Below are 23319 nucleotides of genomic sequence, written 5' to 3' on the forward strand. Positions count from 1 at the left end.
AGGGCTCCGGTACCCGACGCCCGGGGCCCGGCCACGTGAGCGGCGGGGCTCGGGTGGCTGGATGTGGTCTGTGCGTGAACAGCCGTGCGAGGGGGGAACGTTGGGGCTTGTCCCGGACTCACCCCTGGTGGCCCGCTCCGCCGTCAGGCGTCCGCTTCCTCCTCTTCCCCAGTGGCAAGGGCGGCCTCCCGGGCTGCTTCCGGCCCCTCGGCCAACAGGACGGCGAACCCGTCGTCGTCCAGAATCGGCACCTTCGCCTGCACCGCCTTGTCGTATTTCGAGCCAGGGTTCTCCCCCACGATGACGAAGTCCGTCTTCTTCGACACCGATCCGGTGACCTTGGCGCCCCGCTCCTGCAGCGCGGCCTTGGCGCCGTCCCGGGTGTAGGAGGCCAGGGTGCCGGTGACGACCGTGGTCAGCCCCTCCAGCGGGCGCGGGCCCTCCTCGCCGGTGGACTCCTCCTCCATCCGGACTCCGGCCGCTGCCCACCGCTGAACGATCTCGCGGTGCCAGTCCTCGGCGAACCACGCCTTGAGCGAGGCGGCGATCGTCGGCCCCACGCCCTCGGTGGCGGCCAACTCCTCCTCCCCGGCTTCGGCGATCCGCTCCAGCGAGCGGAACTCGCGGGCCAGCGCCTCCGCGGCGACCGGCCCGACGTGCCGGATGGAGAGTCCGGTGATGATCCGGGCGAGCGGACGGTCCTTGGCCGCCCGGATGTTCTCCAGCATCGCCAGGGTGTTCTTCCGGGGCTCGCCCTGCTTGTTGGCGAAGAGGGTGACCGTCTTGTCCTCACCGGTCTCCGGGTCGCGCTTGGGCAGCCCGCTGTCCGGGTCGACGACGTAGGCCACGATGGGCAGCAGGTCCTCGACGGTCAGGTCGAACAGCCCGCCCTCGTCGCGCAGCGGCGGCTCCTTGGGCTCCAACGGCTGGGTCAGCGCGCTGGCGACGACATAACCGAAGTGCTCGATGTCCAGCGCCTTGCGGCCCGCCAGGTAGAACAGCCGCTCGCGCAACTGGGCCGGGCAGGAGCGGGCGTTGGGACAGCGCAGGTCGACATCGCCCTCCTTCATGGGCTGGAGCGGCGAGCCGCACTCGGGGCACTCGGCGGGCATCACGAACTCCCGCTCGCTGCCGTCCCGAAGATCGGCGACCGGGCCGAGGATCTCGGGGATGACGTCGCCCGCCTTGCGCAGCACGACCGTGTCCCCGATCAGCACACCCTTGGCCTTGACGACGTCCTGGTTGTGCAGGGTGGCGAACTCGACCTCGGAGCCGGCGACCGTGATCGGCTCCACCACGGCGTACGGCGTCACCCGGCCGGTGCGGCCCACGCCGACGCGGATGTCGACCAGCTTGGTGTTGACCTCCTCCGGCGCGTACTTCCACGCGATGGCCCAGCGGGGTGCCCGGGAGGTGGCACCGAGCCGTCCCTGGAGGCGGATCTCGTCGAGTTTGACGACGACACCGTCGATCTCGTGCTCCACCGAATGACGGTGCTCGCCGTAGTAGGAGATGAACTCGCGTACGCCCTCCAGCCCGTCCACCACCTTGGCGTGCGCGGAGGTCGGCAGCCCCCATTCGTGCAGCAGCTGGTAGACGTTCGAGAGGCGGGCGAAGTCCTCCTTGGCGAAGCCCTCCAGGGCTCCGATGCCGTGCACCACCATGTGCAGCGGGCGGGTGGCCGTCACCCGCGGGTCCTTCTGCCGCAGCGAGCCGGCCGCGGCGTTGCGCGGGTTGGCGAACGGCTTGTCGCCCGCCTCCACCAGCCGGGCGTTCAGTTCCTGGAAGCGCTCCATGGGGAAGAACACCTCACCGCGCACCTCGACCAGTTCCGGCAGCCGCTCGCCGCTCAGCCGCTCGGGGATGTCGGCGATGGTGCGGATGTTGGGCGTGATGTCCTCACCGGTGCGGCCGTCGCCGCGGGTCGCCGCGCGGGTCAGCCGCCCGTGTTCGTAGGTGAGGTTCACCGCGAGGCCGTCGACCTTCAGCTCGCACAGGAAGTGGTAGTCCACCCCTTCCAGCTCGCGGGCCACGCGGTCCGCCCACTCGCCCAGTTCCGCGTCGTCGAAGGCGTTGTCCAGCGAGAGCATCCGCTCCCGGTGGGCGACCTCCGTGAACTCCGTCTCGTAGCGCCCGGCGACCTTCTGGGTCGGGGAATCCGGAGTGCGCAGGGAGGGGTACTCCTCCTCCAGCGCCTCCAGTCCGCGCAGCAGCCGGTCGAACTCGGCGTCGCTGACGACCGGTGCGTCCTTCACGTAGTACCGGAAGCGGTGCTCCTCGATCTGCTCCGCGAGGCGCTGGTGCTCCTCCCGCTTTGGCGCGGGGACCGCCACGTCCTGCCGCGTCTCGGCGGAGACCGTTCCGTCCTGTTCGCCGGCCACCGTTGGTCCTCCCGTCACTGAGGGTTGTCAGCGAGTGCTCGTGCCGCCCGGGCGCAATGGGTGAGTGCCCCCCGCGCGTACGCGGGCGAGGCTCCCGCGAGCCCGCACGTGGGGGTGACCACGACGGACTCGGTCAGCAGCCCCGGGGACAGCCCGAGCCTGCGCCACAACGACCTGACACCCCCGACGCTACCGGCAGGGTCTGACAATGCCCCGCCGTCCGGCTCGGTGCCCGGCACGACACCCGCGAACAGCGTGCCGCCGCCCTCCACCAGTTCCCCCACCGCCTCGTCGTCACGCTCGGTGAGCAGCGAGAGGTCCAGGGAGATGCCGTCCGCACCGGCCCGGCGCAGCAGCCCCAACGGCACGTCGGGAGCGCACGAGTGCACCACGGTGGCACCGTCGTGGACCGCGAGCAGCTCGCGCAGCGTCGATTCGACCACCGCCCGGTCCACGGCCGGATGGGTGCGGTAGCCGCTGGCCGTGGGCACGCTGCCGCGCAGCACGGCGGTCAGCGACGGCTCGTCCAGCTGCAGGACCGGGGCGGCGCCCGGCACCCGGCGGCGGACGTCGGCCAGATGCCCGGCCAGCCCCTCGGCGAGCGAGGCGGCCAGGTCGCGGACGGCACCGTGGTCGCCCAGCATGGCCTCTCCGTTGCGCCGCTCCAGGCCGGCGGCGAGCGTCCAGGGACCGACCGCCGAGACCTTGATGCCGCGCGGGCCGTCCCCTTCGCCGTATCCCTGGGTGAACTCCTCCAGCGCGTCGAGGTCCTCGCCGAGCCAGGCCCGGGCCCGGCGGGTGTCCCGCCCGGGCCGGTCGCTGATCCGCCACCCGCTGGGTTCCAGGTGGACGTACATCTCGGCCAGCAGCCCGGCCGTGCGGCCCAGCATGTCGGCGCCGGGCCCCCGGGCGGGGAGCTCCGGGAGGTAGGGAAGGTGCTGGGGTTCCTCCAGGGCGCCGAAGACCGTCCTGGCGGCCTCACGGGCGTCGGTGCCGGGCATGGACCCGACACCGGCGGCCGCGGCGGGCCCCCAGGGGTTGGCGCGGTTGTCGTCGCTCACCTGGTCAGCCTCCCGGCTTCACGCTCAGGTCCGTGACCTCCGCGCCCCTGGGCAGGTCCAGGGCCGTCAGCACGGTGGTCGCCACCGCCTCGACGGGGATCCACCGGCCGGGGTCGTACTCCTTGCCCTCCTGGCGGTGCACCTTCTCCTGCATCGGGGTGGCGGTGCGGCCCGGATAGACGGAGGTGACCCGGACCCCGTTGCCGCCCTCCTCGCCACGCAGCGCGTCCGCCAGCGCCTTGAGGCCGTGCTTGCTGGCCGCGTAGGCGCCCCACTCCGGGTTGGTCCGCAGCCCGGCGCCCGAGTTGACGAAGACGACGTGGCCGCGGGAGCGGCGCAATTGCGGCAGCAGCAGCCGGGTCAGCTCGGCGGGCGCCACCAGGTTGGCGGCGAGGGTGGTCTGCCACAGTTTGGGGGTGGTCTCGCCCACGGACCCCAGTTCGACGACGCCGGCGATGTGCAGCAGCGAGTCGACGTCCTCGGGGAGTGTCTGGTGCTCGAACGCCCAGGAGAGCCGTTCCGGTTCGGCCAGGTCGCCGACGAGCGTGTGGGCGCCGTCGAACCGGCGGGCCAGCTCCTTGGCTCGGCCGGCGTCCCGGGCCAGCAGGTAGAGGGTGTCGCCGCGGTCCTGGAGGCGGCGCGCCACCTCGGCACCGATACCGGAGCCCGCGCCTGTGATCACGTGTGTTGCCATGCCCCCATGATCCCGCAGTGGGGTGGCCCGCCGGGCCGGCGGGCCCGGCCGGGGGCGCCGGGTGGGGCGCGGTGGGCCGGGTGGCTCACGCCGCGAAGATCGACTCCAGCCTGTCGTACTCCTCCAGGCAGCGGCCGGTGCCCAGGGCCACGCAGCCCAGCGGTTCGTCGGCCACCGTCACCGGCATACCCGTCTCCCTCGTCAGCCGCTCGTCCAGGCCGTGCAGCAGCGCCCCACCGCCGGTCAGCACCATGCCACGCTCCATGATGTCGCCGTACAGCTCCGGCGGGCACTCCTCGAAGGCCGCCTGCACGGCCGCCACGATGGAGCGCACCGGGCGCTCGACGGCCTCGCCGATCTCCTCCGGCGACAGCTGGACAAGTTTGGGCATACCGGTGTGTTTGTCCCGGCCGCGCACGGGGACGAACTCACCGCTGCCGAGGGACATCTTGATCTCCTCGGAGGTCCGCTCCCCCACCGCGATGGTGTACTCCCGCTCGATCCAGGAGGCGATGGCCGCGTCCAGCGCATCGCCCGCCACCCGCGCGGAACGGGCGACGACCATGCCGCCCAGCGAGATGATGGCGATCTCCGTACTGCCTCCGCCGATGTCCACGACCATCGAGCCGCGCGCCTCGTGCACCGGCAGCCCGGCGCCGATCGCCGCCGCTATCGGCTCCTCGATCAGCCGCACCGAGCGGGCCCCCGCCCGGCTGGCGGTCTGCAGCACGGCGCGCCGTTCGACGCCGGTGACGCCGCTGGGTACGCACACCACCACGCGCGGCGACCTGCCGCGGCCCTTGCCGTCGCGGGCGGCGCGGATGAAATACCGCAGCATGCCCTCCGTGGCTTCGAAATCGGTGATCACACCGCCCTTGAGGGGCCGGGTGGCCCTGATCGAACCGGGAGTCCGGCCCACGGCCTGGCGTGCCTGGGCGCCGACCGCGAGCACCTTGCCGGTGTTCGTGTCGATCGCGACGACGGAGGGTTCGTTCAGGACCACGCCGCGACCGCGCTCGTACACCAGCGTGTTGGCCGTGCCGAGGTCTATGCCGATGTCGCGGCCGCGGAACGAGGAAGCGGCGGCGGAGAGGGCGGAGTGGTTGCGCTTAGCCATGTGTACTCGCCATGTTCGGTGCTGTGTTGTACGCGGTTGCACGAGTCGTACGGAATTGTGGTGCTGCCAGCCGCAGCATACCCAACTGTCCCGTTTGCTGCGGCAGGTGGGCCCCACCGGCCCGCCGACAATCTGGAATCGAATAAACGCTGGTCGGAGCGCGTTTTCCGGACAATCGCATGCGTGCGCCAGCGAGTTGGTGGCATAGATCTCCGGGGGGTGGATAGCTATGCACCGGAGACCACGCGCGGTTCACCGAGCCCGAAGCCTGGTGCGTCCTCGGCGACCGCGCCATGGGCCACCGTCTCTACCACTGGAGGTTTCGTCATTTCCGCGCGACCGGCTCAGGAATTCGGAGACAACCCCGTAGAGGTTCGAGAAACCGGACACTACACAGAGGAATACGTCCCCAGCTTCGTGGAGAAGTGGGATTCTCTCATAGACTGGGAGAAGCGAGCGGAGAGCGAGGGAAATTTCTTCATCGACCTGTTGCGGAAGCGAGGCGTAAGGAGCGTCCTCGACGTCGCGACAGGTACCGGGTTCCACTCGGTACGGCTGTTGGAAGCCGGGTTCGAAACCGTGAGCGCGGACGGCAGCGCCGATATGCTGGCGATGGCGTTCGAAAACGGAATGAAGCACGGCGACCATATTCTGCGGGTCGTCCAAGCCGACTGGCGATGGCTCAACCGGGACGTTCACGGTGAGTACGACGCCATCGTCTGCCTCGGCAACTCCTTCACGCATCTCTTCTCGGAACGCGACCGGCGCAAGGCGCTGGCCGAGTTCTACGCGATGCTGAAGCACGACGGAATCCTCATCCTGGATCAGCGCAACTACGACGCGATCCTGGACCGCGGCTACTCCAGCAAGCACACGTACTACTACTGCGGCGAGGACGTCGCGGTGGAACCGGAATACATGGACGAGGGGCTGTGCCGCATGCGGTACCGCTTCCCGGACAGCTCGGTCTACCACCTCAACATGTTCCCGCTCCGCAAGGACTACACGCGGCGCCTCATGACCGAGGTCGGGTTCCAACGCGTCGAGACGTACGGTGACTTCCAGCACACCTACCGGGACGAACAACCGGACTTCTTCGTGCATGTCGCGGAGAAGGAATACCGAATGGAGGATCAGGAAGAAGGGGCCTACGGCACTGCCGTGAACACGGCGCGGAGTTATTACAACTCCCCCGACGCCGACGCCTTTTATTCCTCTGTTTGGGGCGGCGAGGACATTCACGTCGGCATCTATGCCGACGCCCGGGAGCCCATCGCCGACGCCAGCCGCCGCACCGTCGAGCGCATGGCCTCCGGGCTGGAGCTCACCAAGGAGTCCCGCGTCCTCGATCTGGGGTCCGGCTTCGGCGGCTCGGCCCGCTACCTCGCCGAGACGTTCGGCTGCACGGTGCAGGCCCTCAACCTCAGCGAGGTGGAGAACCAGCGGCACAAGGAGCTCAACGCGGCCCGCGGTCTCACCGACCGCATCGAGGTGGTGGACGGCTCCTTCGAGAGCGTGCCGTTCCCCGACTCCAGCGTGGACGTGGTCTGGTCGCAGGACGCGTTCTTGCACAGCGGGGACCGCATCCGGGTGCTGGAGGAGATCCGGCGCGTCCTCAAACCGGGCGGAAAGCTGGTCTTCACCGACCCGATGGCGGCCGACGGCACCGACCTGGGCGCCATCCAGCCCATTCTGGACCGCATCCACCTCGACGACATGGGCTCGCCCGGCTTCTACAAGCGGGAGCTCGGCCGCCTCGGCTTCACCCCGTCCGAGCACGAGGACTCGCGTGCGGGGTTCGAGGACCTGCGTGAGCAACTCGTCACGCACTACGGGCGGGTGCTGCAGGAGACCGAGCGGCAGGAGGCCGAAGGGCTCGCCGCGAAGGTCAGCAGCGACTATCTGAGCCAGATGAAGAAGGGGCTCACCCACTGGGTCGACGGCGGCGAGAAGCACCGTCTCACCTGGGGCATCTTCCGCTTCACCCTGACCAAGGGCTGAGGCTTCCGCAGGGCCGGCCCGACAGCGGGCCGTACGTCCTCCCCGGCCCACGCCGGGGAGGACGTACGGCCTGTCCGCCTGCCGTCGGGCAAGGCTCACTCCACGTACGCGCAGTCCGTCAGAGTGGAGTTCGGCTCCATGGTGAAGTCCGGCGCACCGGGTTGCTCGGTCGGCGGCTGGTGCTGCCGGTCGCGTGCGTGGTGCTCCTCGTCCGGTGGGTCGGTCGGCGGCACGGACGGGCAGCCCCCGTCATGGCCGGCCGGTGGGGCGGGCGCGAAGGACGGCGAACCGTCGCGGGGCACGGCGTCGCCGGACCCGCCGTCCATGTCGCGCCGGCCGAAGGTGGGTCCCGGCTCCTCCTGCAGACCGAGGGTCACGGCGCCGCCCGCCACCACCAGCACCGCCCAGATCGTGCCGATCCACGTCCAACGTCGCCGCTGCGCGTTCAACTCCACTCCCCCGGCCGTTGTTTCGACGGCCCCCGTATCCCGGTGACCGACCCGCCGTAGTGTGCCACGGCACATCCGAACCGGCGTGCGACTTCGCCGCCGCCCGGCTGCTCAGGGCCGGAATGCGGCCGTAAGCTGACGGTCATGGCCTCTTCCGCACCCATGAACATCTGCGTCTTCTGCTCGGCCGCCGAGCTCGACAGCGTCTACACCGACGCGGCCCGCGAGTTCGCCGAGCTGCTCGGCAAGCGCGGGCACAGCCTCGTGTGGGGCGGCTCGGACTCCGGGCTGATGAAGGTGGTGGCCGACGGTGTGCAGGAGGCGGGCGGCCGGCTCATCGGCATCTCGGTGGAGTTCCTGCGCGATGTCGCGCGGCCGAACGCCGACGAGATGGTCGTCACCGCCGACCTCGCCGAGCGCAAGGCGCTGATGCTGGACCGTGCGGACGCCGTCGTGGTTCTGGTGGGCGGCACCGGGACGCTGGACGAGGCGACCGAGATCCTGGAGCTGCGCAAGCACGGCATGCACGCCAAGCCGATCGTGGTGCTCAACACGGCGGGCTTCTACGACGGCCTTCGGCAGCAGATGGCCCGGATGGAGGCCGAGGGCTTTCTGCCCATCCCGCTGGCGGACCTGATCACCTTCGCGGACGACGGCCCGCAGGCACTGGAGCTGCTGGGCGCCTGACCCCTGCGCGGCCCCGCCCGGCCCACGGCCCGGCCGACCCGCCCACGGCCCGGCCGGCCGCGACCGGGCGCATCAGGGCCGCTCGGAGCCCTCAGGCCGCCGGGACCGCCCGCTCCGTCCGGTCGATCGTCGCCGAGCCGACCACCCGGGTGCCGTCGTACAGCACGATCGCCTGGCCCGGGGCGACTCCGCGCTCCGGCTCGGCGAAGCGGACCCGCAGCTCACCATCGGTCAGCTGGGCCTCCACCGGTGTCTCGGCGCCGTGCGCGCGCAGCTGCGCCGTGTACCGCCGGGGGCCGTCGGCCGGGGGCTCGCCGCACCAGCGGGGCCGTACGGCGGTCAGCGCGGCGACGTCCAGGGAGGCGGCGGGGCCGACCGTGACCGTGTTGTCGACCGGCGAGATGTCCAGGACGTAGCGCGGCTTGCCGTCCGGGGCCGGACGGCCCAGTCGCAGCCCCTTGCGCTGGCCGATCGTGAACCCGTACGCGCCCTCGTGGGTGCCCACCTTGGTGCCGGACTCGTCGACGACGTCGCCCTCGGCCCGGCCCAGCCGGGCGGCGAGGAAGCCCTGGGTGTCGCCGTCGGCGATGAAGCAGATGTCGTGGCTGTCGGGCTTCTTGGCAACGGCCAGCCCCCGCCGCTCGGCCTCGGTCCGGATCTCTTCCTTGGTGGTGAGGGTGTCGCCCAGCGGGAACATCGCGTGGGCCAGCTGCTGCTCGTCCAGCACGCCGAGCACATAGCTCTGGTCCTTGGCCGCGTCACTCGCGCGGTGCAATTCCCGGCGGCCGTCCGCCCGTGTCACGACGGTGGCGTAGTGGCCGGTGCACACGGCGTCGAAGCCCAGCGCGAGCGCCTTGTCCAGCAGCGCCGCGAACTTGATCTTCTCGTTGCAGCGCAGACAGGGATTGGGCGTACGACCTGCCTCGTACTCCGCGACGAAGTCCTCCACCACGTCCTCACGGAAACGTTCGGCCAGGTCCCACACGTAGAAGGGGATGCCGATCACATCGGCGGCGCGGCGTGCGTCGTTCGAGTCCTCGATGGTGCAGCAGCCGCGCGCACCCGTACGGAACGACTTAGGGTTGGCGGAAAGAGCCAGATGCACGCCCGTCACGTCGTGTCCGGCCTCGGCGGCCCGGGCTGCCGCGACAGCCGAGTCGACGCCGCCGGACATGGCGGCCAGGACACGCAGCGGGCGCGCGGAGGCTGTCCCCCGCGAGGATGCAGTAGTCATAGCGCCCTCCAGGGTAGACGGAACCACCCGGTGACCCGAACGCGTTAGGGAGCGCATGGGACAGGCGGCGGATGAAGGACGGACGGGCGGCCCGGCGGACGGCGCCGGGGACGGGCCCGGAGCCGGTGACGGCCGGGGCTCGGGCGACGGCAAGAGCCGGCCCGAGGAGACCGGGCCCGAGCGCGGTGTGGCCCGGCGCAGACTGCTGATCGCGAGCAGCACGGTCGTGGGCCTCGGCGTGCTCGGGGTGGCCACCCAGCAGGAGCTCAAGCGCTGGTGGTGGCGGATGCCGGGGAACGACAAGCCCCGGATGGAGGGCCAGGTGGACGACGCCCGCGCCCGGTGGGTGGCCGCCGCGGACGGGAACATGCGACGCGGGGACCGGCCCGCCGACTTCGGTATCGACCGGGTGGTCATCCACGTCACCCAGGGCAGTGCCGCGGCCGCCGTGAAGGTCTTCCGGGACCCGGCGCACCGGGCGGCGGCGCACTACATCGTCTGCCAGGACGGGCAGATCATCCAGATGATCCGCGAGCTGGACGTGGCCTTCCACGCGGGGAACAAGGAGTACAACGAGCGCAGCGTCGGCATCGAGCACGAGGGCTGGATAGACCGTCCGCAGGACTTCACCGACACCATGTACCGCTCCTCCGCCAGGCTGACGGCCGGGATCTGTGCCCGCTACCGCTTCCCGGTCGACCGCCGGCACATCATCGGCCACCACGAGGTCCCTGGTGCCGATCACACGGACCCCGGCCGGCACTGGGACTGGGACAAGTATCTGCGGATGGTGCGCGCGGAGATGAAGACGCGGGTCAAGAGCACGCTGCCGGACAACTGACCGGCCGCCAGCGCCGCGGCCGGCTCAGCCCCGCGGTCCCGCGCTGCGGCTAGCTCAGCCCCGCGGTCCTGGCCCGCTCGACGACCGGGCCGATCGCCTCCGCCAGCGCGTCCACGTCCGCCTTGGTGGAGGTGTGGCCGAGCGAGAAGCGAAGCGTGCCCCGGGCCAGGTCGGGTTCGGTGCCGGTGGCCAGCAGGACATGGCTGGGCTGGGCGACGCCCGCCGTGCAGGCCGAGCCGGTCGAACACTCGATCCCCTGCGCGTCCAGGAGGAGCAGCAGCGAGTCCCCCTCGCAGCCGGGGAAGGAGAAGTGCGCATTGGCCGAAAGCCGTCCGTCCGGGTCGGGGTCGCCGTTGAGCACCGCGTCCGGTACGGCGGAGCGGACGGCCGCCACCAGGGCGTCCCGCAGTGCTCCTACCTCGCTGACGAAGTCGGCCCGCCGCTCGACGGACACCCGTCCGGCCGTCGCGAACGCGGCGATGGCGGGGGTGTCCAGGGTGCCGGAGCGTACGTGCCGCTCCTGGCCGCCGCCGTGCAGCAGCGGTACGGGGGCGTGCTCGCGCCGCAGCAGCAGCGCGCCGACGCCGTACGGGCCGCCGACCTTGTGCCCGGTGACGGCCATCGCGGCCAGTCCCGACTCCTCGAAGGACAGGTCGAGCTGGCCGAACGCCTGTACGGCGTCCGAGTGCAGCGGTACGTCGAATTCGGCGGCGACCTCGGCGAGTTCCGGCACCCGGGTGACGGTCCCGATCTCGTTGTTCGCCCACATCACGGTGGCCAGCGCCACATCGGAGGGATCGCGTTCGATGGCCTCGCGCAGCGCCTCGGGGTGCACCCGGCCGTACCCGTCCACCGGCAGCCACTCCAGCCGGGCGCCCTCGTGCTCGGCCAGCCACTCGACGGCGTCCAGGACGGCGTGGTGCTCCACCGGGCTGGCCAGCACCCGGGTACGCCGCGCGTCCTGGTCCCGGCGCGCCCAGTACAGCCCCTTGACGGCGAGGTTGTCCGCCTCGGTCCCGCCCGCGGTGAAGACGACCTCGCTGGGCCGCGCGCCGAGCGAGGCCGCGAGCGACTCCCGGGCCTCCTCGACGGTGCGCCGGGCCCGCCGTCCGGCCCCGTGCAGGGAGGAGGCGTTGCCGACGACCGCGAGCTGTTCGGTCATCGTCCGCACCGCTTCGGGCCACATGGGCGTGGTGGCGGCGTGGTCGAGGTAGGCGGAGTGGGCGGTGTCAGCCATGGTTCCCCAATCCTACGGTTCCCCACGGGGCGCACGACCGGCGCGTAGCAGCGCACCCGGCCGACGGACCGCCCCTTCCCGCTCAGCCGCGGTTCTCCGCCTGGAACATCCAGCGCTCCTTCTCCAGTACGCCGGTGAGCTGGATGAAGACGTCCTCGGTGACCGGGTCGACCGGGCCGACGGCCTTCATCCGCTCGCGGGCCTTGGTGATGACGGCGCCGAGGGCCTCGACCATGAGGCGGACCGCGTCGTTGTCGGGCAGCCAGCCCTCCTTGACGGTGGCGATGGCGCTGCCGCCGGCGACGGTGCCGGCGCGGCCGTCGGGGCTGATGCCGAGCGCGGAGGCGCGCTCGGCCACGGTGTCGGAGTACTGGCGGGCGGTGTCGACCACCTCGTCGAGCTGGAGGTGGATGGAGCGGAAGCGCGGGCCGACCACGTTCCAGTGGATCTGCTTGGCGACCAGGGAGAGGTCGATGAGGTCCAACAGCGTGCCCTGCAGCGCCTCGGCGACGGTCTTGAGATCCGACTCGGGAAGCGTGCTCTTCACTGTGTAGGTCACGTGCGTCGCTTTCTCTCGGACAGTCTCGGTCACTTTCCCTACCAACGTAAGCACACCGGAGGAAAAGGGACGCCGAGGCGCCCGTGCCGGTCCTACGCGCGGGCCAATTGCCGGGACTGGGCCACCAGCCGGTCCGCGCTGTCCCACACCTCGGCGTCCTCCTCCAGGTAGCCGCCCGCCAGGTTGCGCGTGGTGATGGCCACCCGGAGCGGGCCGGGCGCGGGGCGGGCCCGCACGTGGACGGTGAGTTCCACGGTGGGCACCCAGCCCGTGAGCCCCAGGTCGAAGCCGGTGGGCGGCAGCGCGTCCACCGCCATCAGCAGCGAGAGCGGGTCCGGGGCGCGGCCGTCGGCGAGTTCGAGCCAGGCCCGGATCTCACCGCGCATGCTGGGCGCCCCCAGCGCCCAGCCGCAGGTGTCCGGGTCGAGCCGCAGATCCAGCCGCCGCCCCATCTCGGGGACGGCCGCGTCACCGTCCGGGTGGTCGGTGGCGCGGAAGCACTGCTCACGGGGCGGCATGGCGGGCGGCTTGGCGCTGGTGCGTACGTCGTCCCTGAGCGCGCCGAGGTCGCCGTAGGTGGCCAGGACGCGGATGCGCTCGATCTCCCGGCCGCGGTCGTCGGTCTGGAAGAGTCCGGCCGAGGCGGTGGAGACGGTTCGGCCGCTGCGGGCCACCGAGGTACGGATGGTGGCCGGGCCCGCGACGGTGGCGGTCAGATAGTGGGCCGTGATGGTGAAGGGGTCCGGGTGCGGGAGCGCCTGGCGCAGCGCGCGGCCCAGCACGGCCAGCAGATAGCCGCCGTTGAGGGCCTTGCCTATTGCCCAGCCCGGGGAGAGGAGCGTCTCGTGGACGCCGGACTCACGGGTGCGGACCGCGGTGTCGCGGTCGAACTCGCTGCTGCCGGTGCGGGCCGGCTCGGTGATCTGGGAAGGTGCGTCGGACATGTGTGGCACCGTACACCGGCTTTGTTACCCATGGGTAGGTGTGTCGTCGGTGCCGCCTGCCCCCTCCGTGTCCGCCGTCGCGCTGCTGCGCTTCCACGCGCGAGGGGCCCGCCAGTTGTAGCGCAGGGCCAGCAGCCGCAGGACGAACGCCAGCAGCGCCGCACCCACCGCCGTCCCCGGGCGCACCGCGTCGAGGTGGATCAGCAGCGCCACGGCACTGGAGCCGACGATCGCCGGCACCGCGTAGATCTCCCGGTCCCAGCGCAGCAGCGAGGGCACCTCGTTGGCCAGGACGTCGCGCAGTACCCCGCCCCCGGCGGCCGTGGCCAGTCCCATCACGACCGAGGACGTCAGGCTCAGCCCGAACTCGTGGGCCTTGAGCGTGCCCGTCACACAGAACAGGCCGAGCCCGGCCGCGTCGAAGACGCTCACCGCCTTGTTGATCCGCTCCACCTCCGGGTGGAGGAAGAAGACCAGGACGGTGGCGACGAGAGGAGTGAGGAAGTAGCCGAGGTCCGTGAAGGCTGCCGGGGGCACGGCACCGATGACGACATCGCGGAACAGACCGCCGCCGAGGCCGGTGACCTCCGCGAGGACGGCGATGCCGAAGACGTCGAAATTGCGGCGGACGGCCAGCAGGGCGCCGGAGACGGCGAAGACGAAGATGCCGGCGATGTCCAGCCAGTGTTGGAGCGGAGGACTGAAGAGGGTTTCCACCGCACCTTTGTATCCGGGGCGGGGGACGGGGCCGCAGGGGGCGCATCGGCCGCACCGCGACAGGCCCGGAAGCTCTCCCGAGGGGCCGGGCCGGCCGGCCCCTCGGGAAGGGTTTCAGCTCTTGCTGACGTCGCTCTCCCGCAGCAGCTTGGTGTCGCCGGGCTCCTGGTCCGGGGCATTCTCCGGATGGTGGCAGGCGACGTTGTGGCCCGCCGCCAGCGGGACCAGCGGGGGCTCCTTGGTGCGGCAGACCTCCGTGGCCTTCCAGCAGCGGGTGTGGAAGCGGCACCCGGACGGCGGGTTCATGGGCGAGGGCACATCGCCCTGCAGCAGGATCCGCTCCCGGCTGTCGGCCGCCTTGCGGCGGGGGTCCGGCACCGGGACCGCCGACAGCAGCGCCCGCGTGTACGGGTGCATGGGCGTGTCGTACAGCGACTTGCGGTCGGTCAGCTCCACGATCTTGCCCAGGTACATCACCGCGATCCGGTCCGAGACATGACGGATGACCGACAGGTCGTGGGCGATGATCACATAGGTGAGGCCGAGCTCTTCCTGCAGATCGTCCAGGAGGTTGACGACCTGCGCCTGGATGGAGACGTCCAGCGCGGAGACCGGCTCGTCGGCCACCACCAGCTTCGGGCTCAGGGCCAGCGCGCGGGCGATGCCGATGCGCTGGCGCTGGCCGCCGGAGAACTCGTGCGGGTAGCGGTTGTAGTGCTCGGGACTGAGCCCGACCACCTCCAGCAGCCGCTGGACCTCCTTCTTGACGCCGCCCTCGGGCTGCACCCCCTGGAGCTTGAACGGCGCGCTGACGATGGCGCCGACCGTGTGCCGGGGGTTCAGCGAGGAGTACGGGTCCTGGAAGATCATCTGGACGTCGCGCCGCAGCGGACGCATCCCGCTGACACCCAGGTGGGTGATGTCCTTGCCCTCGAACTCGATGGCACCGGCGGTCGGTTCGAGGAGCCGGGTGATCAGGCGGCCCATCGTCGACTTGCCGCAGCCCGACTCGCCCACGACACCGAGGGTCTCGCCGGCGCGGACCTCGAAGTCGATGCCGTCGACCGCCAGCACAGCGCCCACCTGCCGCTTGAAGAGGCCCTTGGTGACGGGGAAGTGCTTCTTGAGGCCGCTGACCTTCAGCAGCGGCTCGCCTTCGCGCGGCTCTTCCTTCGTGCCCAGGCCGCCGCCCGGCGCGGTCGTGGAGCCGGCCGTCTGCTCGGAGCCCGGGGACTTCTCGGGTTTCGTCATCGGCTCGTCGTCCTCACTCACGGCGCTCACAGCTTCGGGGCAATCTCTTCGTTCCAGATCCGCTCCCTGTCCTCCTGCGCCATGTGACAGGCGGACAGGTGCCCGGGCTTGACCTCGCGCAGCTCGGGACGCGTGGTGCGGGTGATGTCGCCCTTGGGGACGTCCGCGTACGGGCAGCGCGGGTTGAAGGCGCAGCCGGAGGGGACGTTGATGAGGCTGGGCGGCGAGCCCTTGACCGGGATCAGACGGTCGGACCTGTCCCGGTCGATCCGCGGCATGGAGCCCAGCAGCCCCCAGGTGTAGGGGTGCTGCGGCTCGTAGAAGACCTGCTCGGCGGTGCCGTACTCGACGCAGCGTCCGCCGTACATCACCAGGATGTCGTCGGAGAGTTCGGCGACGACACCCAGGTCGTGGGTGATGATGATGACGGCCGAGCCGAACTCCTTCTGCAGATCCCGGATCAGGTCGAGGATCTGCGCCTGGACGGTCACGTCGAGCGCCGTGGTGGGCTCGTCCGCGATCAGCAGCTCGGGGTTGTTGACCAGCGCCATGGCGATCATCGCGCGCTGGCGCATACCGCCGGAGAACTCGTGCGGGTAGCTGTCCACCCGCTTGCTCGGCTCCGGGATGCCGACCCGGTCGAGCAGCTCGACGGCACGCTTGCGGGCCTGCTTCTTGTCGACGTCGTGGTGGACGCGGTACGCCTCCACGATCTGGTGGCCGACGGTGAAGAAGGGGTGCAGCGCCGAGAGCGGGTCCTGGAAGATCATGGAGATCTCGCGGCCGCGCAGCTTGCGCACCGTCTCGGCGTCGGCGCTGAGCAGTTCCTGGCCGTCCAGCCAGATCTCGCCCGAGAGCCGGGGGCGCTGCCTGCCGTACTGGCCGACCGTGTGCAGGCCCATGATGCCGAGCGAGGTGACGGACTTGCCGGAGCCGGACTCACCGACGATGCCGAGGGTCTTGCCCTTCTCCAGCTTGAAGGAGAGGCCGTCGACGGACTTGACCATGCCGTCCTGCGTGGGGAAGTGCACCCGCAGGTCACGTACCTCCAAGAAGGCCGTGGGCGGTCGCCTGTCCAGCTCCACCTCGCCGGGCGCGGTGCCGGTGCCGGTCAGGTCCGACGCCTTGGCCGCGGCTGCCGCGGCGCCCGCAGCGGCGTCGCGGGGTGTGTCGGCCTGCCCGGGAACCCTGGCCCCCGCCGTGCCGGTGCCGGGCTCGTTGTCCTTGTGGGACTTGTGTTCGTGGTCTGTCATCCCAGCCTCACTCGTGGGTCGATCACGCCGTACAGCAGGTCCACGATGAGATTCGCGATGACGACGGCGGTTGCGGTGATGAGGGTGACGCCCAGGATCAGCGGGAGGTCGCGGTCGGTGATCGCCTTGAGCACGGCCTGCCCGAGTCCGGGGATGCTGAAGGTGGTCTCGGTGAGGATCGCGCCGCCCATCAGGGCGCCGATGTCGATGCCGAGAAGCGTGAGGACGGGCGTCATGGTGGAGCGCATCGCGTGCTTGCCGATGACGACCGGTTCCTTGAGCCCCTTGGCACGGGCGGTCCGGATGTAGTCCTCACCCATCACCTCCAGCATGGTGGCCCGGGTGAGCCGGGCGTACATCGCGCCGAAGAGGAAGGCGAGGGTGATCCACGGCAGGATCATGCCGCTGAACCACTTGACCGGGTCGTCGCCGAACGGGGTGAAGGAGTTGCTCACCAGGTCGAGCTGGTAGGCGAAGACCGCCAGCGAGATCAGACCGGTGAAGTAGACGGGCAGCGAGACGCCGGCCAGGGCGCCGGTCATGGCCAGCCGGTCCCACAGGCTGCCCCGCTTGAGCGCGGAGAGCACACCGACGGTCAGGCCGATGAGCAGCCAGATCACGGCCGCGCCGAGCGCGAGGGAGAGCGTGACGGGGAGCCGGTCGGTCAGCACCGGCCAGATCTCCTGCTCGGTACGGAAGGAGTACCCGAAGCAGGGCGCCGAGCAGTGCGTGGTGTCGCCCCCGGAGGTGTAGTCCCGTCCGACGAGCAGCCCCTTGAAGAACTCGAAGAGCTGCACCAGGACCGGATCGTCCAGCTGGAGCTTCTCGCGGACGGCTTCGACGCTCTCCTTGTCGGCCTGCTTACCGACGAACATGGTGGCCGGGTCGATCCCCGTCCATTTGGGGATCAGGAAGAAGATGCAGAAGACCGCCAGGATGATGACGACCAGCATCACTGCGACGGCGAACAGCCGCCTGATGAGGTATGTGAGCACTGCTCTCCGGCCGCCCGTCGGCGGCCCGGGCCCACTCCCGGTCAGGGAGTGGGCTGCCGGGCCGCCGTAGCGGCCTTCACCTGCCCTTCGTGCCAGCGGCGGGTGGCGCCGTCAGATGGTGATGTCGGTGGCGAACGTCGAGGTCTCAGCGACCTCGGGGGTCACTTGACGCCGAGGGACGCGAAGTCGTACCAGCCGCTGAAGGAGTCGGCCGAGTAGACGTTGGTGAGCCGGTCCGAGCGCCACTGGACGACCTTCAGGTAGGTCAGCGGCAGGTAGTAACCGCCCGCCATGACCTCCTTGTTGACCTCGCGGTACTTCTCGGCGGCCTTGTCCGGGTCGAGCTCGGCGATGGCGTCCTCAAGACCCTTGTCGATCTTCGGGTCGTCGATCAGCGCGTAGTTGTTGTTGCCGTTGTCGCGGATCTTGGAGCTGTGCCACAGCTCGATGCCGTAGCCCTGACCACTGGGGAAGTCCGGGCCCCAGCCGTAGAGGACCATGCCGTAGCCCTTGCGCTTGACCGTGGCCTGGTTACCGACGATCGAGGAACCCTGGGCACCGTCGAACTCGTCGATCTCGACCTTGATGCCGACCTTCTTCAGCGACGCCTGCAGGGCCTCGGCGGACTTCACATCGGCCTTGTCGGTGTTGCGCACGGCGAGCGTGGTGGAGAAGCCGTTGGGCTTACCGCACTTCTTGAGCTCTTCCTTGGCCTTGGCGACGTCGGCCTTTCCGCCGTTCTTGCGGATGCCGTACTGGTCGTCGTTGACGTCGTGGCCCGGGACGGTGGGCGGCAGCATGTTGACGGCCAGCTCGCCACCGGCGGTCGGGCCGCCACGCGCCGTCTGCACCGACTTGTGGTCGGCGCCGTAGATGGCGGCCTTGCGGCAGTGGATGTTGTCGAACGGCTTCACGCTCTGCGGGAAGGCCACGTAGGAGATGAACCCGGTCTGCGGGTTGTCCACGTTGCCCTTGTGCTGCTTGAGAGCGGTCTGCCGGCCCTGGACCTCCATACCGCGCTGGTTGAGGTCGAGGTCGGCGTCACCGTTGATCAGGCGCTTGTCGCGCTCGTCGGGGTTGGTGAGCAGCGTGACCTTGATCTTGTCCGGCAGCGCCTTGCGCAGCGGGTCGCTGGTGCGCTCCCAGTGCTTGTTGCGCACCAGAAGCAGCGACTTGTTCGGGGTGTACGACTTGAACTTGTACGGACCCGAGGAGAAGGGGTGCAGCGTGTACTTGGACTTGGTGTCCTTGTCCTTGCGCACCGGCGAGTTGGTCGGCATGGCCAGCATCTGCTCGAAGTCACCGTTGGGCTTCGGCAGATGGAACTCGATGGTCTTCTTGTCCGGCGTCTTGATGCCGTCGAAGCCGCCGTCGTCCTCGTAGGGCCCCTTCCACTTGCCCTTCGGGTCGAGGACGTCCTTGATGTAGGTGGGGCCGCCGGAGAGGGTCTTCTGCGCCCACTGGCGCTCGATCCCGTACTTGACGTCCTGGGAGGTGATCGGCTTGCCGTCCTCCCACTTCAGGCCGTCCTTCAGGGTGTACTTGTAGACCTTGCCGTTCTCGGATATCTGCGCGTTGTCCGTGGCCAGGTCCGGCTTCAGGTCCAGGCTCTTCTTGCCCGGCTTGGGCGAGTAGCTGACCAGCTGGCGGCTGTAGTAGCGCGCGAAGTCGAAGACGAAGCCGTAGTACATCCGGGTGGTGTCCCAGGAGTCGGCGTCCTGGACACCGACGAACTTCAGCGTCCCGCCCTTTTTGTTCGAGGCGTTGGCGACCTTGTTGACGCCCGCGTTGTACTCGCCGCCGCCCTCACTGTCGCTGTCGCCCCCGCCGCAGGCCGTGGTGGCCAGCAGCGTGGCGGCGGCGACGGCCGAAAGCGCGGCCAATCGGCGCCTCGATGTGCGTAGGGTTGTCACGTCTCGCAACCTCCGTGGTAGGTCACGGCCCGCACGGGCTGGGCGGGGCCGGGGTCTGGGATGGGGGATCAACGGGTGCCCTTCGGATCCAGTGCGTCGCGTACGCCGTCACCGAAGAGGTTGAAGGCGAGCACCGTGATGAAGATGGCGACGCCGGGAATGATCATGTACATCGGGTCGGACTCGTAGAACGACACGGCGTCCGAGAGCATCGATCCCCACGAGGCGGTCGGCGGCTTGACGCCCACCCCGAGGAAGCTGAGCGCCGCCTCGGTGAGGATGTTGGTCGGGATCATCAGCGTCATGTAGACGGTGATCGGCGCGACCAGGTTGGGCAGCAGTTCCTTGCCGATGATGTAGCCGCGCCCCGCACCCAGGCTGCGGGCCGCCTCGATGTACTCCCGCTCGCGCAGCGAGAGCACCTGGCCGCGCACGATGCGGCCGATGTAGGGCCAGCCGAAGAAGCCGATGACCAGAATCATCACCAGCAGTCGCACGCCCGTGCCGGTCAGACCGAACAGGTCGTTCGGCATGACGGAGATCAGGGAGATGATGAACAGCAGCTGCGGGAAGGCCAGCAGCATGTCCATCACGCGGCTGATGAGCGCGTCCAGCCAGCCGCCGAAGTATCCGGCGAGCGTGCCCAGGATGGTGCCGAAGATGACGGCGACGAAGGCCGAGAGGAAGCCGACGAGGATCGAGACGCGCGCCCCGTAGACGATCCGGGTGAGGATGTCGCGGCCACTGACCGGCTCCACACCCAGCAGATGATCGGCGGACATGCCGCCCAGTGCGCCCTTGGGAGTGCTGAAGAGCGGGTCGATCAGGTCTTCGTGCCGCTCGTTCGGCGACTGACCGGTCAGCGCCGCGATCACCGGCGCGAAGATCGCGACCAGGACGAGCAGCAACACGATCGTGCCACCGATCAGCGCCACCTTGTCACGCTTGAGCCGCTCCCAGGCGATCCGGCCGAGTGAGCGGCCCTCGATCGCCTTCTCGGCCTTGTTGAGGGCCGGCTCCACGACCGCGGTTTCCGCGGCCGTTTCCTCGTGCAGTGGTGCCGTCATCGTGTTGGGGACCCCTTCTCGACCGGCAGTTGACCAGTCCACGCACACCGCTGTAGCGGTCAAAGTTTCTGAAGACGTTCGCAAGCCGTTCCGGCGGGAGGCCGGACTGCGGCCTCCTGGTGGCTTATGGCTCGGGAGTCTTCATCGCGCTCACGATCAGTCGCCAGACCTCCCGGGGAAAGGATGCGCAACTGTGATGTGACGCATCATGTTCCGTTATGCGGACGGATGTTGACGTTGAGCGGTGTGAGACCCGCAATTTTGTCCTGATCTGGACCGTCTGCGGTGTCGAAAAATGACCGGATTCCGGCCCCGGGTCAGAAGGGGCGAGGGTAGCCGTAACCGAAGCCCGGAGCCGGCGCCCGGGACGCGTCGTAACCGGCCGGAGCGTGCGCGTCCCGGTCGAAGAAGGGCCGGGACTGGCTGCGCATCCACATCGCCACGGGATCGTAGTCGTCCGCCATGGCGACGCTGGAGACGGGCAGCCCGTCCGGCACCGCGGCCACCGACTGGGCCATCATCTGCCGCGCGGCCTCGACCGACGCCGGACCGTTGTCGTACAGGTCCAGCCCCACGGTGAGATACGGGACGCCCAGCGCGGGCCGCACCCAGGCGCGGCGCAGCGAACGGACGACGGGCGTCCGGTGCGCGTTCTGCGTCAGCAGCGCATAGAACTGCGGGATCTGAAGGGTCGGCTCACTGATCCGCAGGGGCCCGGCGGGGAGTTGGTCGAGACCCACCGCGATCCGCCGCAGGTCCAGCCACGGGATGCCGACGCCGCCGCCGGGAGCATGCGGATTCAGCCAGATTCCCCAACGATCGGGGAAGAGCGCCGCGGCGATGTCGCGGCCGCCGACGACCTCGTGCGCACGGTTCCAACCGGAGGCCGCCAGCTCCTGGGCCGAGGTCACACAGGGCGCGTAGCCGTACCCGGCCACCTCCATGTTGCCGTACTGCGCGTCGGGGGAACCGGCCTGGCCGTTCCACAGCAGCATCCACACCTGGCTGCCCGCCAGCGCCTGGAGCAGGGCCTCATAGTTCTCGTAGGTGCCGTACGCGCCGGGCGACACCCGCCGCAGGAGCTGTTCGACGCTTCCACCCGCGCTCACCTGGGCCGCCCTTCCACCACTGCCGCCGTTCCTGCCCGACTCGTCGCCCCACACCACTATCCAACCAGCTTAAGAGGGGGCCGGGACATCGGTACTCGTACTCAGTTCGGGTCCGCTCTTGGGACCGGATCGGCCCCGCGCGCCGGCCGGGTACCGACTCCGCGCCGGCCCTCAGCCGTGCTCAGGCCGGGGTCTCCCGGGCGTAGAAGGGGCGGACACACTGCCGCATCCAGTCCACCACCGGGTCGTCGGCCACATCGAGCAGCACCATCTGGACCGGCCAGCGCACCTGCGCCGCGTGCAGCGCCCTGCCGAGCGCATCGTGCGCCGCCTGCCGGGACTCGGGGTCCAGCAGGTCCAGCTCCACCCCGATGAACAGCGCGGGCGGGTCACCCTCCGTACTGGCGAGCCCCCGCCGGGCCGTCCGTACGGCCGGGAGCGCCGCGAACTCGGCCGAGGCGGCGGCGAGGAAGGAGAGCGGGTCGTCCTGCCAGTCCGGCTCGAACAGCCGTACCCGGGCCCCGCGTGCGACTCCGGCCGCTGCCTGCTCGTTCGGGGTGTTGGCGCACAGCTCCGCGACGGCCTCGGCGGGCAGCGGCACCCCCACCGTCCCCTCCGGGTTGACCGCGATGCCCACTCCCGGGGGCAGCCCCCGCGCGAACTGTCTGGCCGGGGCGATGGTGAAGGACATGTGCGAGCCGACGACGTGCAGGAACTGCTCCTGTGAGCTGAAGACCGGCACATAGACCGCGCCGTCCAACTCGATGGTGGGCAGGTCCAGTTCGCGGCTCTCCCGGCCGCCCCCCTCCGGGAGCGGCACCCACACGCTGCTGCGGCCCAGCACCTCCAGCAGCCGGGCGCCCGCGTGCGGCACCTGGAGCGAGGCGGCCAGGGCTTCCTCCAGCTCGTTGCCGGGCCAGCCGCCCCCGTGCCCGGGCCCGAAGTGCTGCGGCTGCTGCGGCTGGGGCTGCGAGGGAACTGTCATACAGGCAAGCCTATCCATGCTCCGCGCGCACGGTCCCGCGAGGGAGGGATGGCCCCGTCCCTCGGACGAGGCGGAGGAACACGTCCGGCGATGCTCCGGTTGCGTCCCTGACGCAACGCCCGAAAAGTGGTTTCCGTCCCACTACGTGCCATCCGGCACGCTCATTGGAGGAGAGCACATGCGCGTGAACAGAATCACCGCCACCGCCGTCACCGTCTCCCTGGCCGGCTCGCTCGCCATCGGCGCGGCGGGCGCGGCCTCCTCCGCGGCGTCCTCGCTGCCCGCGGATCACGCCTCGGGACTCCGGTCCGGCGTCCATCAACCCGCCGACCACGACACCGGCGCCGGGCAGGGCAAGCCGGACCCGACGGGAGACAACGACACGCAGGGGCAGAAGCCCGCGCAGCAGCCCAAGCCCGCCCAGCCGCAGAAGCCGGAACAGGGCAAGCCGCAGAAGCCCGGTCAGCAGCAGGACGACCCGCTGGAGCAGCAGAAGCCCACCACCGAACAGAAGCCCGCCCAGCAGCAGAAGCCGAAGCAGCCGCAGAAGCCCTCGGCCTCCAAGCCCGACCCGTCGAAGCCCGAGCAGCCAAAGCCCGCCAAGCCTGGCCAGACCGAGCAGTCGAAGCCCGGCAAGCCCGCCAAGCCCGGGCAGACCGACCAGCAGAAGCCCGCGAAGCCCGCGAAGCCGGGCAAGCCTGCCGGTCAGCAGCCCGCGCAGGGGCAGGCTCCCGAGAAGCAGGAACAGGAGCAGCAGCTGCTGCCGCAGAAGCTGACTCCCGGGCAGCAGTCCTGAAGGCCGCGCTCCCGGGGAGCGGGCCGCC

General features: G+C 70.3%; 21 protein-coding genes. 4 read left to right on the forward strand and 17 right to left on the reverse strand.

Translation table 11 applies throughout. The annotated features are described in order from the left end of the window. Window positions 1-143: 143 nt before the first annotated feature. The 4 genes from ligA to KBY19_RS17165 all read right to left on the reverse strand — a co-directional run bounded on the left by ligA (window position 144) and on the right by KBY19_RS17165 (window position 5253). Window positions 144-2381, reverse strand: a complete 2238-nt coding sequence (gene ligA / locus KBY19_RS17150) for an NAD-dependent DNA ligase LigA (protein WP_307843531.1) — start codon at window positions 2379-2381, stop codon at window positions 144-146. Window positions 2382-2395: 14 nt separating this feature from the next. Beyond that, entirely contained in the window at window positions 2396-3442 is a 1047-nt protein-coding gene (locus KBY19_RS17155; protein WP_307842524.1) for a methionine synthase, read from the reverse strand. 4 nt (window positions 3443-3446) lie between these two features. Continuing rightward, entirely contained in the window at window positions 3447-4136 is a 690-nt protein-coding gene (locus tag KBY19_RS17160; protein ID WP_099884465.1) for an SDR family oxidoreductase, read from the reverse strand. A gap of 85 nt (window positions 4137-4221) precedes the next feature. Then, window positions 4222-5253: a rod shape-determining protein gene (locus tag KBY19_RS17165; protein WP_099884463.1), complete on the reverse strand. Its 1032-nt coding sequence runs from the start codon at window positions 5251-5253 to the stop codon at window positions 4222-4224. Window positions 5254-5742: 489 nt separating this feature from the next. Between KBY19_RS17165 and KBY19_RS17170 the strand changes: the two genes are divergently transcribed. Beyond that, window positions 5743-7254, forward strand: a complete 1512-nt coding sequence (locus KBY19_RS17170) for a class I SAM-dependent methyltransferase (RefSeq protein WP_099886803.1) — start codon at window positions 5743-5745, stop codon at window positions 7252-7254. Between the two features lie 95 nt (window positions 7255-7349). Here KBY19_RS17170 and KBY19_RS17175 read toward each other — a convergent pair whose 3' ends face one another. Continuing rightward, window positions 7350-7703 carry a hypothetical protein gene (locus tag KBY19_RS17175; protein WP_210966083.1) on the reverse strand — a complete coding sequence of 118 codons (354 nt, stop codon included), beginning with the start codon at window positions 7701-7703 and terminating at the stop codon, window positions 7350-7352. 162 nt (window positions 7704-7865) lie between these two features. Here KBY19_RS17175 and KBY19_RS17180 point away from each other — a divergent pair, with 162 nt between their 5' ends. Further along, complete coding sequence (locus KBY19_RS17180) at window positions 7866-8390, forward strand: TIGR00730 family Rossman fold protein (RefSeq protein ID WP_099886802.1); 525 nt, start codon at window positions 7866-7868, stop codon at window positions 8388-8390. 91 nt (window positions 8391-8481) lie between these two features. Here KBY19_RS17180 and mnmA read toward each other — a convergent pair whose 3' ends face one another. Beyond that, the gene (mnmA, locus tag KBY19_RS17185) at window positions 8482-9624 is read right to left on the reverse strand and encodes a tRNA 2-thiouridine(34) synthase MnmA (RefSeq protein WP_099884460.1); all 1143 of its coding nucleotides are present in this window, start codon (window positions 9622-9624) and stop codon (window positions 8482-8484) included. 55 nt (window positions 9625-9679) lie between these two features. Between mnmA and KBY19_RS17190 the strand changes: the two genes are divergently transcribed. Then, window positions 9680-10465 (forward strand): N-acetylmuramoyl-L-alanine amidase, encoded by a 786-nt coding sequence (locus KBY19_RS17190; RefSeq protein ID WP_099884458.1) that lies wholly within the window; start codon window positions 9680-9682, stop codon window positions 10463-10465. A gap of 49 nt (window positions 10466-10514) precedes the next feature. On the opposite strand, the gene KBY19_RS17195 is transcribed toward KBY19_RS17190, so the two are convergent. The 11 genes from KBY19_RS17195 to KBY19_RS17245 form a co-directional block, all read right to left on the reverse strand. Further along, complete coding sequence (locus KBY19_RS17195) at window positions 10515-11702, reverse strand: cysteine desulfurase family protein (RefSeq protein WP_210956224.1); 1188 nt, start codon at window positions 11700-11702, stop codon at window positions 10515-10517. A gap of 82 nt (window positions 11703-11784) precedes the next feature. Beyond that, window positions 11785-12261, reverse strand: coding sequence for a Dps family protein (locus tag KBY19_RS17200; protein ID WP_099884454.1), 477 nt, complete (start codon window positions 12259-12261; stop codon window positions 11785-11787). 92 nt (window positions 12262-12353) lie between these two features. Continuing rightward, window positions 12354-13205: a thioesterase family protein gene (locus tag KBY19_RS17205; RefSeq protein WP_099884452.1), complete on the reverse strand. Its 852-nt coding sequence runs from the start codon at window positions 13203-13205 to the stop codon at window positions 12354-12356. Window positions 13206-13229: 24 nt separating this feature from the next. Further along, window positions 13230-13922 carry a trimeric intracellular cation channel family protein gene (locus tag KBY19_RS17210; protein ID WP_099884450.1) on the reverse strand — a complete coding sequence of 231 codons (693 nt, stop codon included), beginning with the start codon at window positions 13920-13922 and terminating at the stop codon, window positions 13230-13232. Window positions 13923-14036: 114 nt separating this feature from the next. Beyond that, window positions 14037-15203: a dipeptide ABC transporter ATP-binding protein gene (locus KBY19_RS17215; RefSeq protein ID WP_307842522.1), complete on the reverse strand. Its 1167-nt coding sequence runs from the start codon at window positions 15201-15203 to the stop codon at window positions 14037-14039. Continuing rightward, window positions 15200-16426 carry an ABC transporter ATP-binding protein gene (locus KBY19_RS17220; protein WP_247691063.1) on the reverse strand — a complete coding sequence of 409 codons (1227 nt, stop codon included), beginning with the start codon at window positions 16424-16426 and terminating at the stop codon, window positions 15200-15202. The genes KBY19_RS17215 and KBY19_RS17220 overlap by 4 nt, the downstream gene beginning before the upstream one ends. After that, on the reverse strand, window positions 16423-17421 hold the full coding sequence (locus KBY19_RS17225; protein WP_099884449.1) for an ABC transporter permease: 999 nt from the start codon (window positions 17419-17421) through the stop codon (window positions 16423-16425). Before KBY19_RS17225 ends, KBY19_RS17220 begins: the two co-directional genes overlap by 4 nt. A gap of 161 nt (window positions 17422-17582) precedes the next feature. Beyond that, window positions 17583-19334 carry an ABC transporter substrate-binding protein gene (locus KBY19_RS17230; protein WP_180289765.1) on the reverse strand — a complete coding sequence of 584 codons (1752 nt, stop codon included), beginning with the start codon at window positions 19332-19334 and terminating at the stop codon, window positions 17583-17585. Window positions 19335-19402: 68 nt separating this feature from the next. Further along, the gene (locus KBY19_RS17235) at window positions 19403-20401 is read right to left on the reverse strand and encodes an ABC transporter permease (protein WP_099884446.1); all 999 of its coding nucleotides are present in this window, start codon (window positions 20399-20401) and stop codon (window positions 19403-19405) included. A 317-nt stretch (window positions 20402-20718) separates the two neighbouring features. Beyond that, window positions 20719-21510: an enhanced serine sensitivity protein SseB C-terminal domain-containing protein gene (locus tag KBY19_RS17240; RefSeq protein ID WP_099884444.1), complete on the reverse strand. Its 792-nt coding sequence runs from the start codon at window positions 21508-21510 to the stop codon at window positions 20719-20721. A 181-nt stretch (window positions 21511-21691) separates the two neighbouring features. Beyond that, window positions 21692-22495: an enhanced serine sensitivity protein SseB C-terminal domain-containing protein gene (locus tag KBY19_RS17245; protein ID WP_099884442.1), complete on the reverse strand. Its 804-nt coding sequence runs from the start codon at window positions 22493-22495 to the stop codon at window positions 21692-21694. A 178-nt stretch (window positions 22496-22673) separates the two neighbouring features. Between KBY19_RS17245 and KBY19_RS17250 the strand changes: the two genes are divergently transcribed. Further along, a complete protein-coding gene (locus KBY19_RS17250; RefSeq protein WP_210966084.1) occupies window positions 22674-23291 on the forward strand; it encodes a hypothetical protein in 618 nt (205 codons plus the stop codon). Window positions 23292-23319: the final 28 nt, after the last annotated feature.

Source organism: Streptomyces sp. B15 (assembly GCF_018070605.1).
In the GTDB taxonomy this organism is placed as follows: domain Bacteria; phylum Actinomycetota; class Actinomycetes; order Streptomycetales; family Streptomycetaceae; genus Streptomyces; species Streptomyces smyrnaeus.

Coding starts and splice junctions, on each gene's coding strand:
- KBY19_RS17160 (WP_099884465.1), bottom strand. CDS start 4,136: ATGGCAACACACGTGATCACAGGCGCGGGCTCCGGTATCGGTGCCGAG.
- KBY19_RS17165 (WP_099884463.1), bottom strand. CDS start 5,253: ATGGCTAAGCGCAACCACTCCGCCCTCTCCGCCGCCGCTTCCTCGTTC.
- KBY19_RS17180 (WP_099886802.1), top strand. CDS start 7,866: ATGAACATCTGCGTCTTCTGCTCGGCCGCCGAGCTCGACAGCGTCTAC.
- mnmA (WP_099884460.1), bottom strand. CDS start 9,624: ATGACTACTGCATCCTCGCGGGGGACAGCCTCCGCGCGCCCGCTGCGT.
- KBY19_RS17190 (WP_099884458.1), top strand. CDS start 9,680: ATGGGACAGGCGGCGGATGAAGGACGGACGGGCGGCCCGGCGGACGGC.
- KBY19_RS17195 (WP_210956224.1), bottom strand. CDS start 11,702: ATGGCTGACACCGCCCACTCCGCCTACCTCGACCACGCCGCCACCACG.
- KBY19_RS17205 (WP_099884452.1), bottom strand. CDS start 13,205: ATGTCCGACGCACCTTCCCAGATCACCGAGCCGGCCCGCACCGGCAGC.
- KBY19_RS17220 (WP_247691063.1), bottom strand. CDS start 16,426: ATGACAGACCACGAACACAAGTCCCACAAGGACAACGAGCCCGGCACC.
- KBY19_RS17235 (WP_099884446.1), bottom strand. CDS start 20,401: ATGACGGCACCACTGCACGAGGAAACGGCCGCGGAAACCGCGGTCGTG.
- KBY19_RS17245 (WP_099884442.1), bottom strand. CDS start 22,495: ATGACAGTTCCCTCGCAGCCCCAGCCGCAGCAGCCGCAGCACTTCGGG.
- KBY19_RS17250 (WP_210966084.1), top strand. CDS start 22,674: ATGCGCGTGAACAGAATCACCGCCACCGCCGTCACCGTCTCCCTGGCC.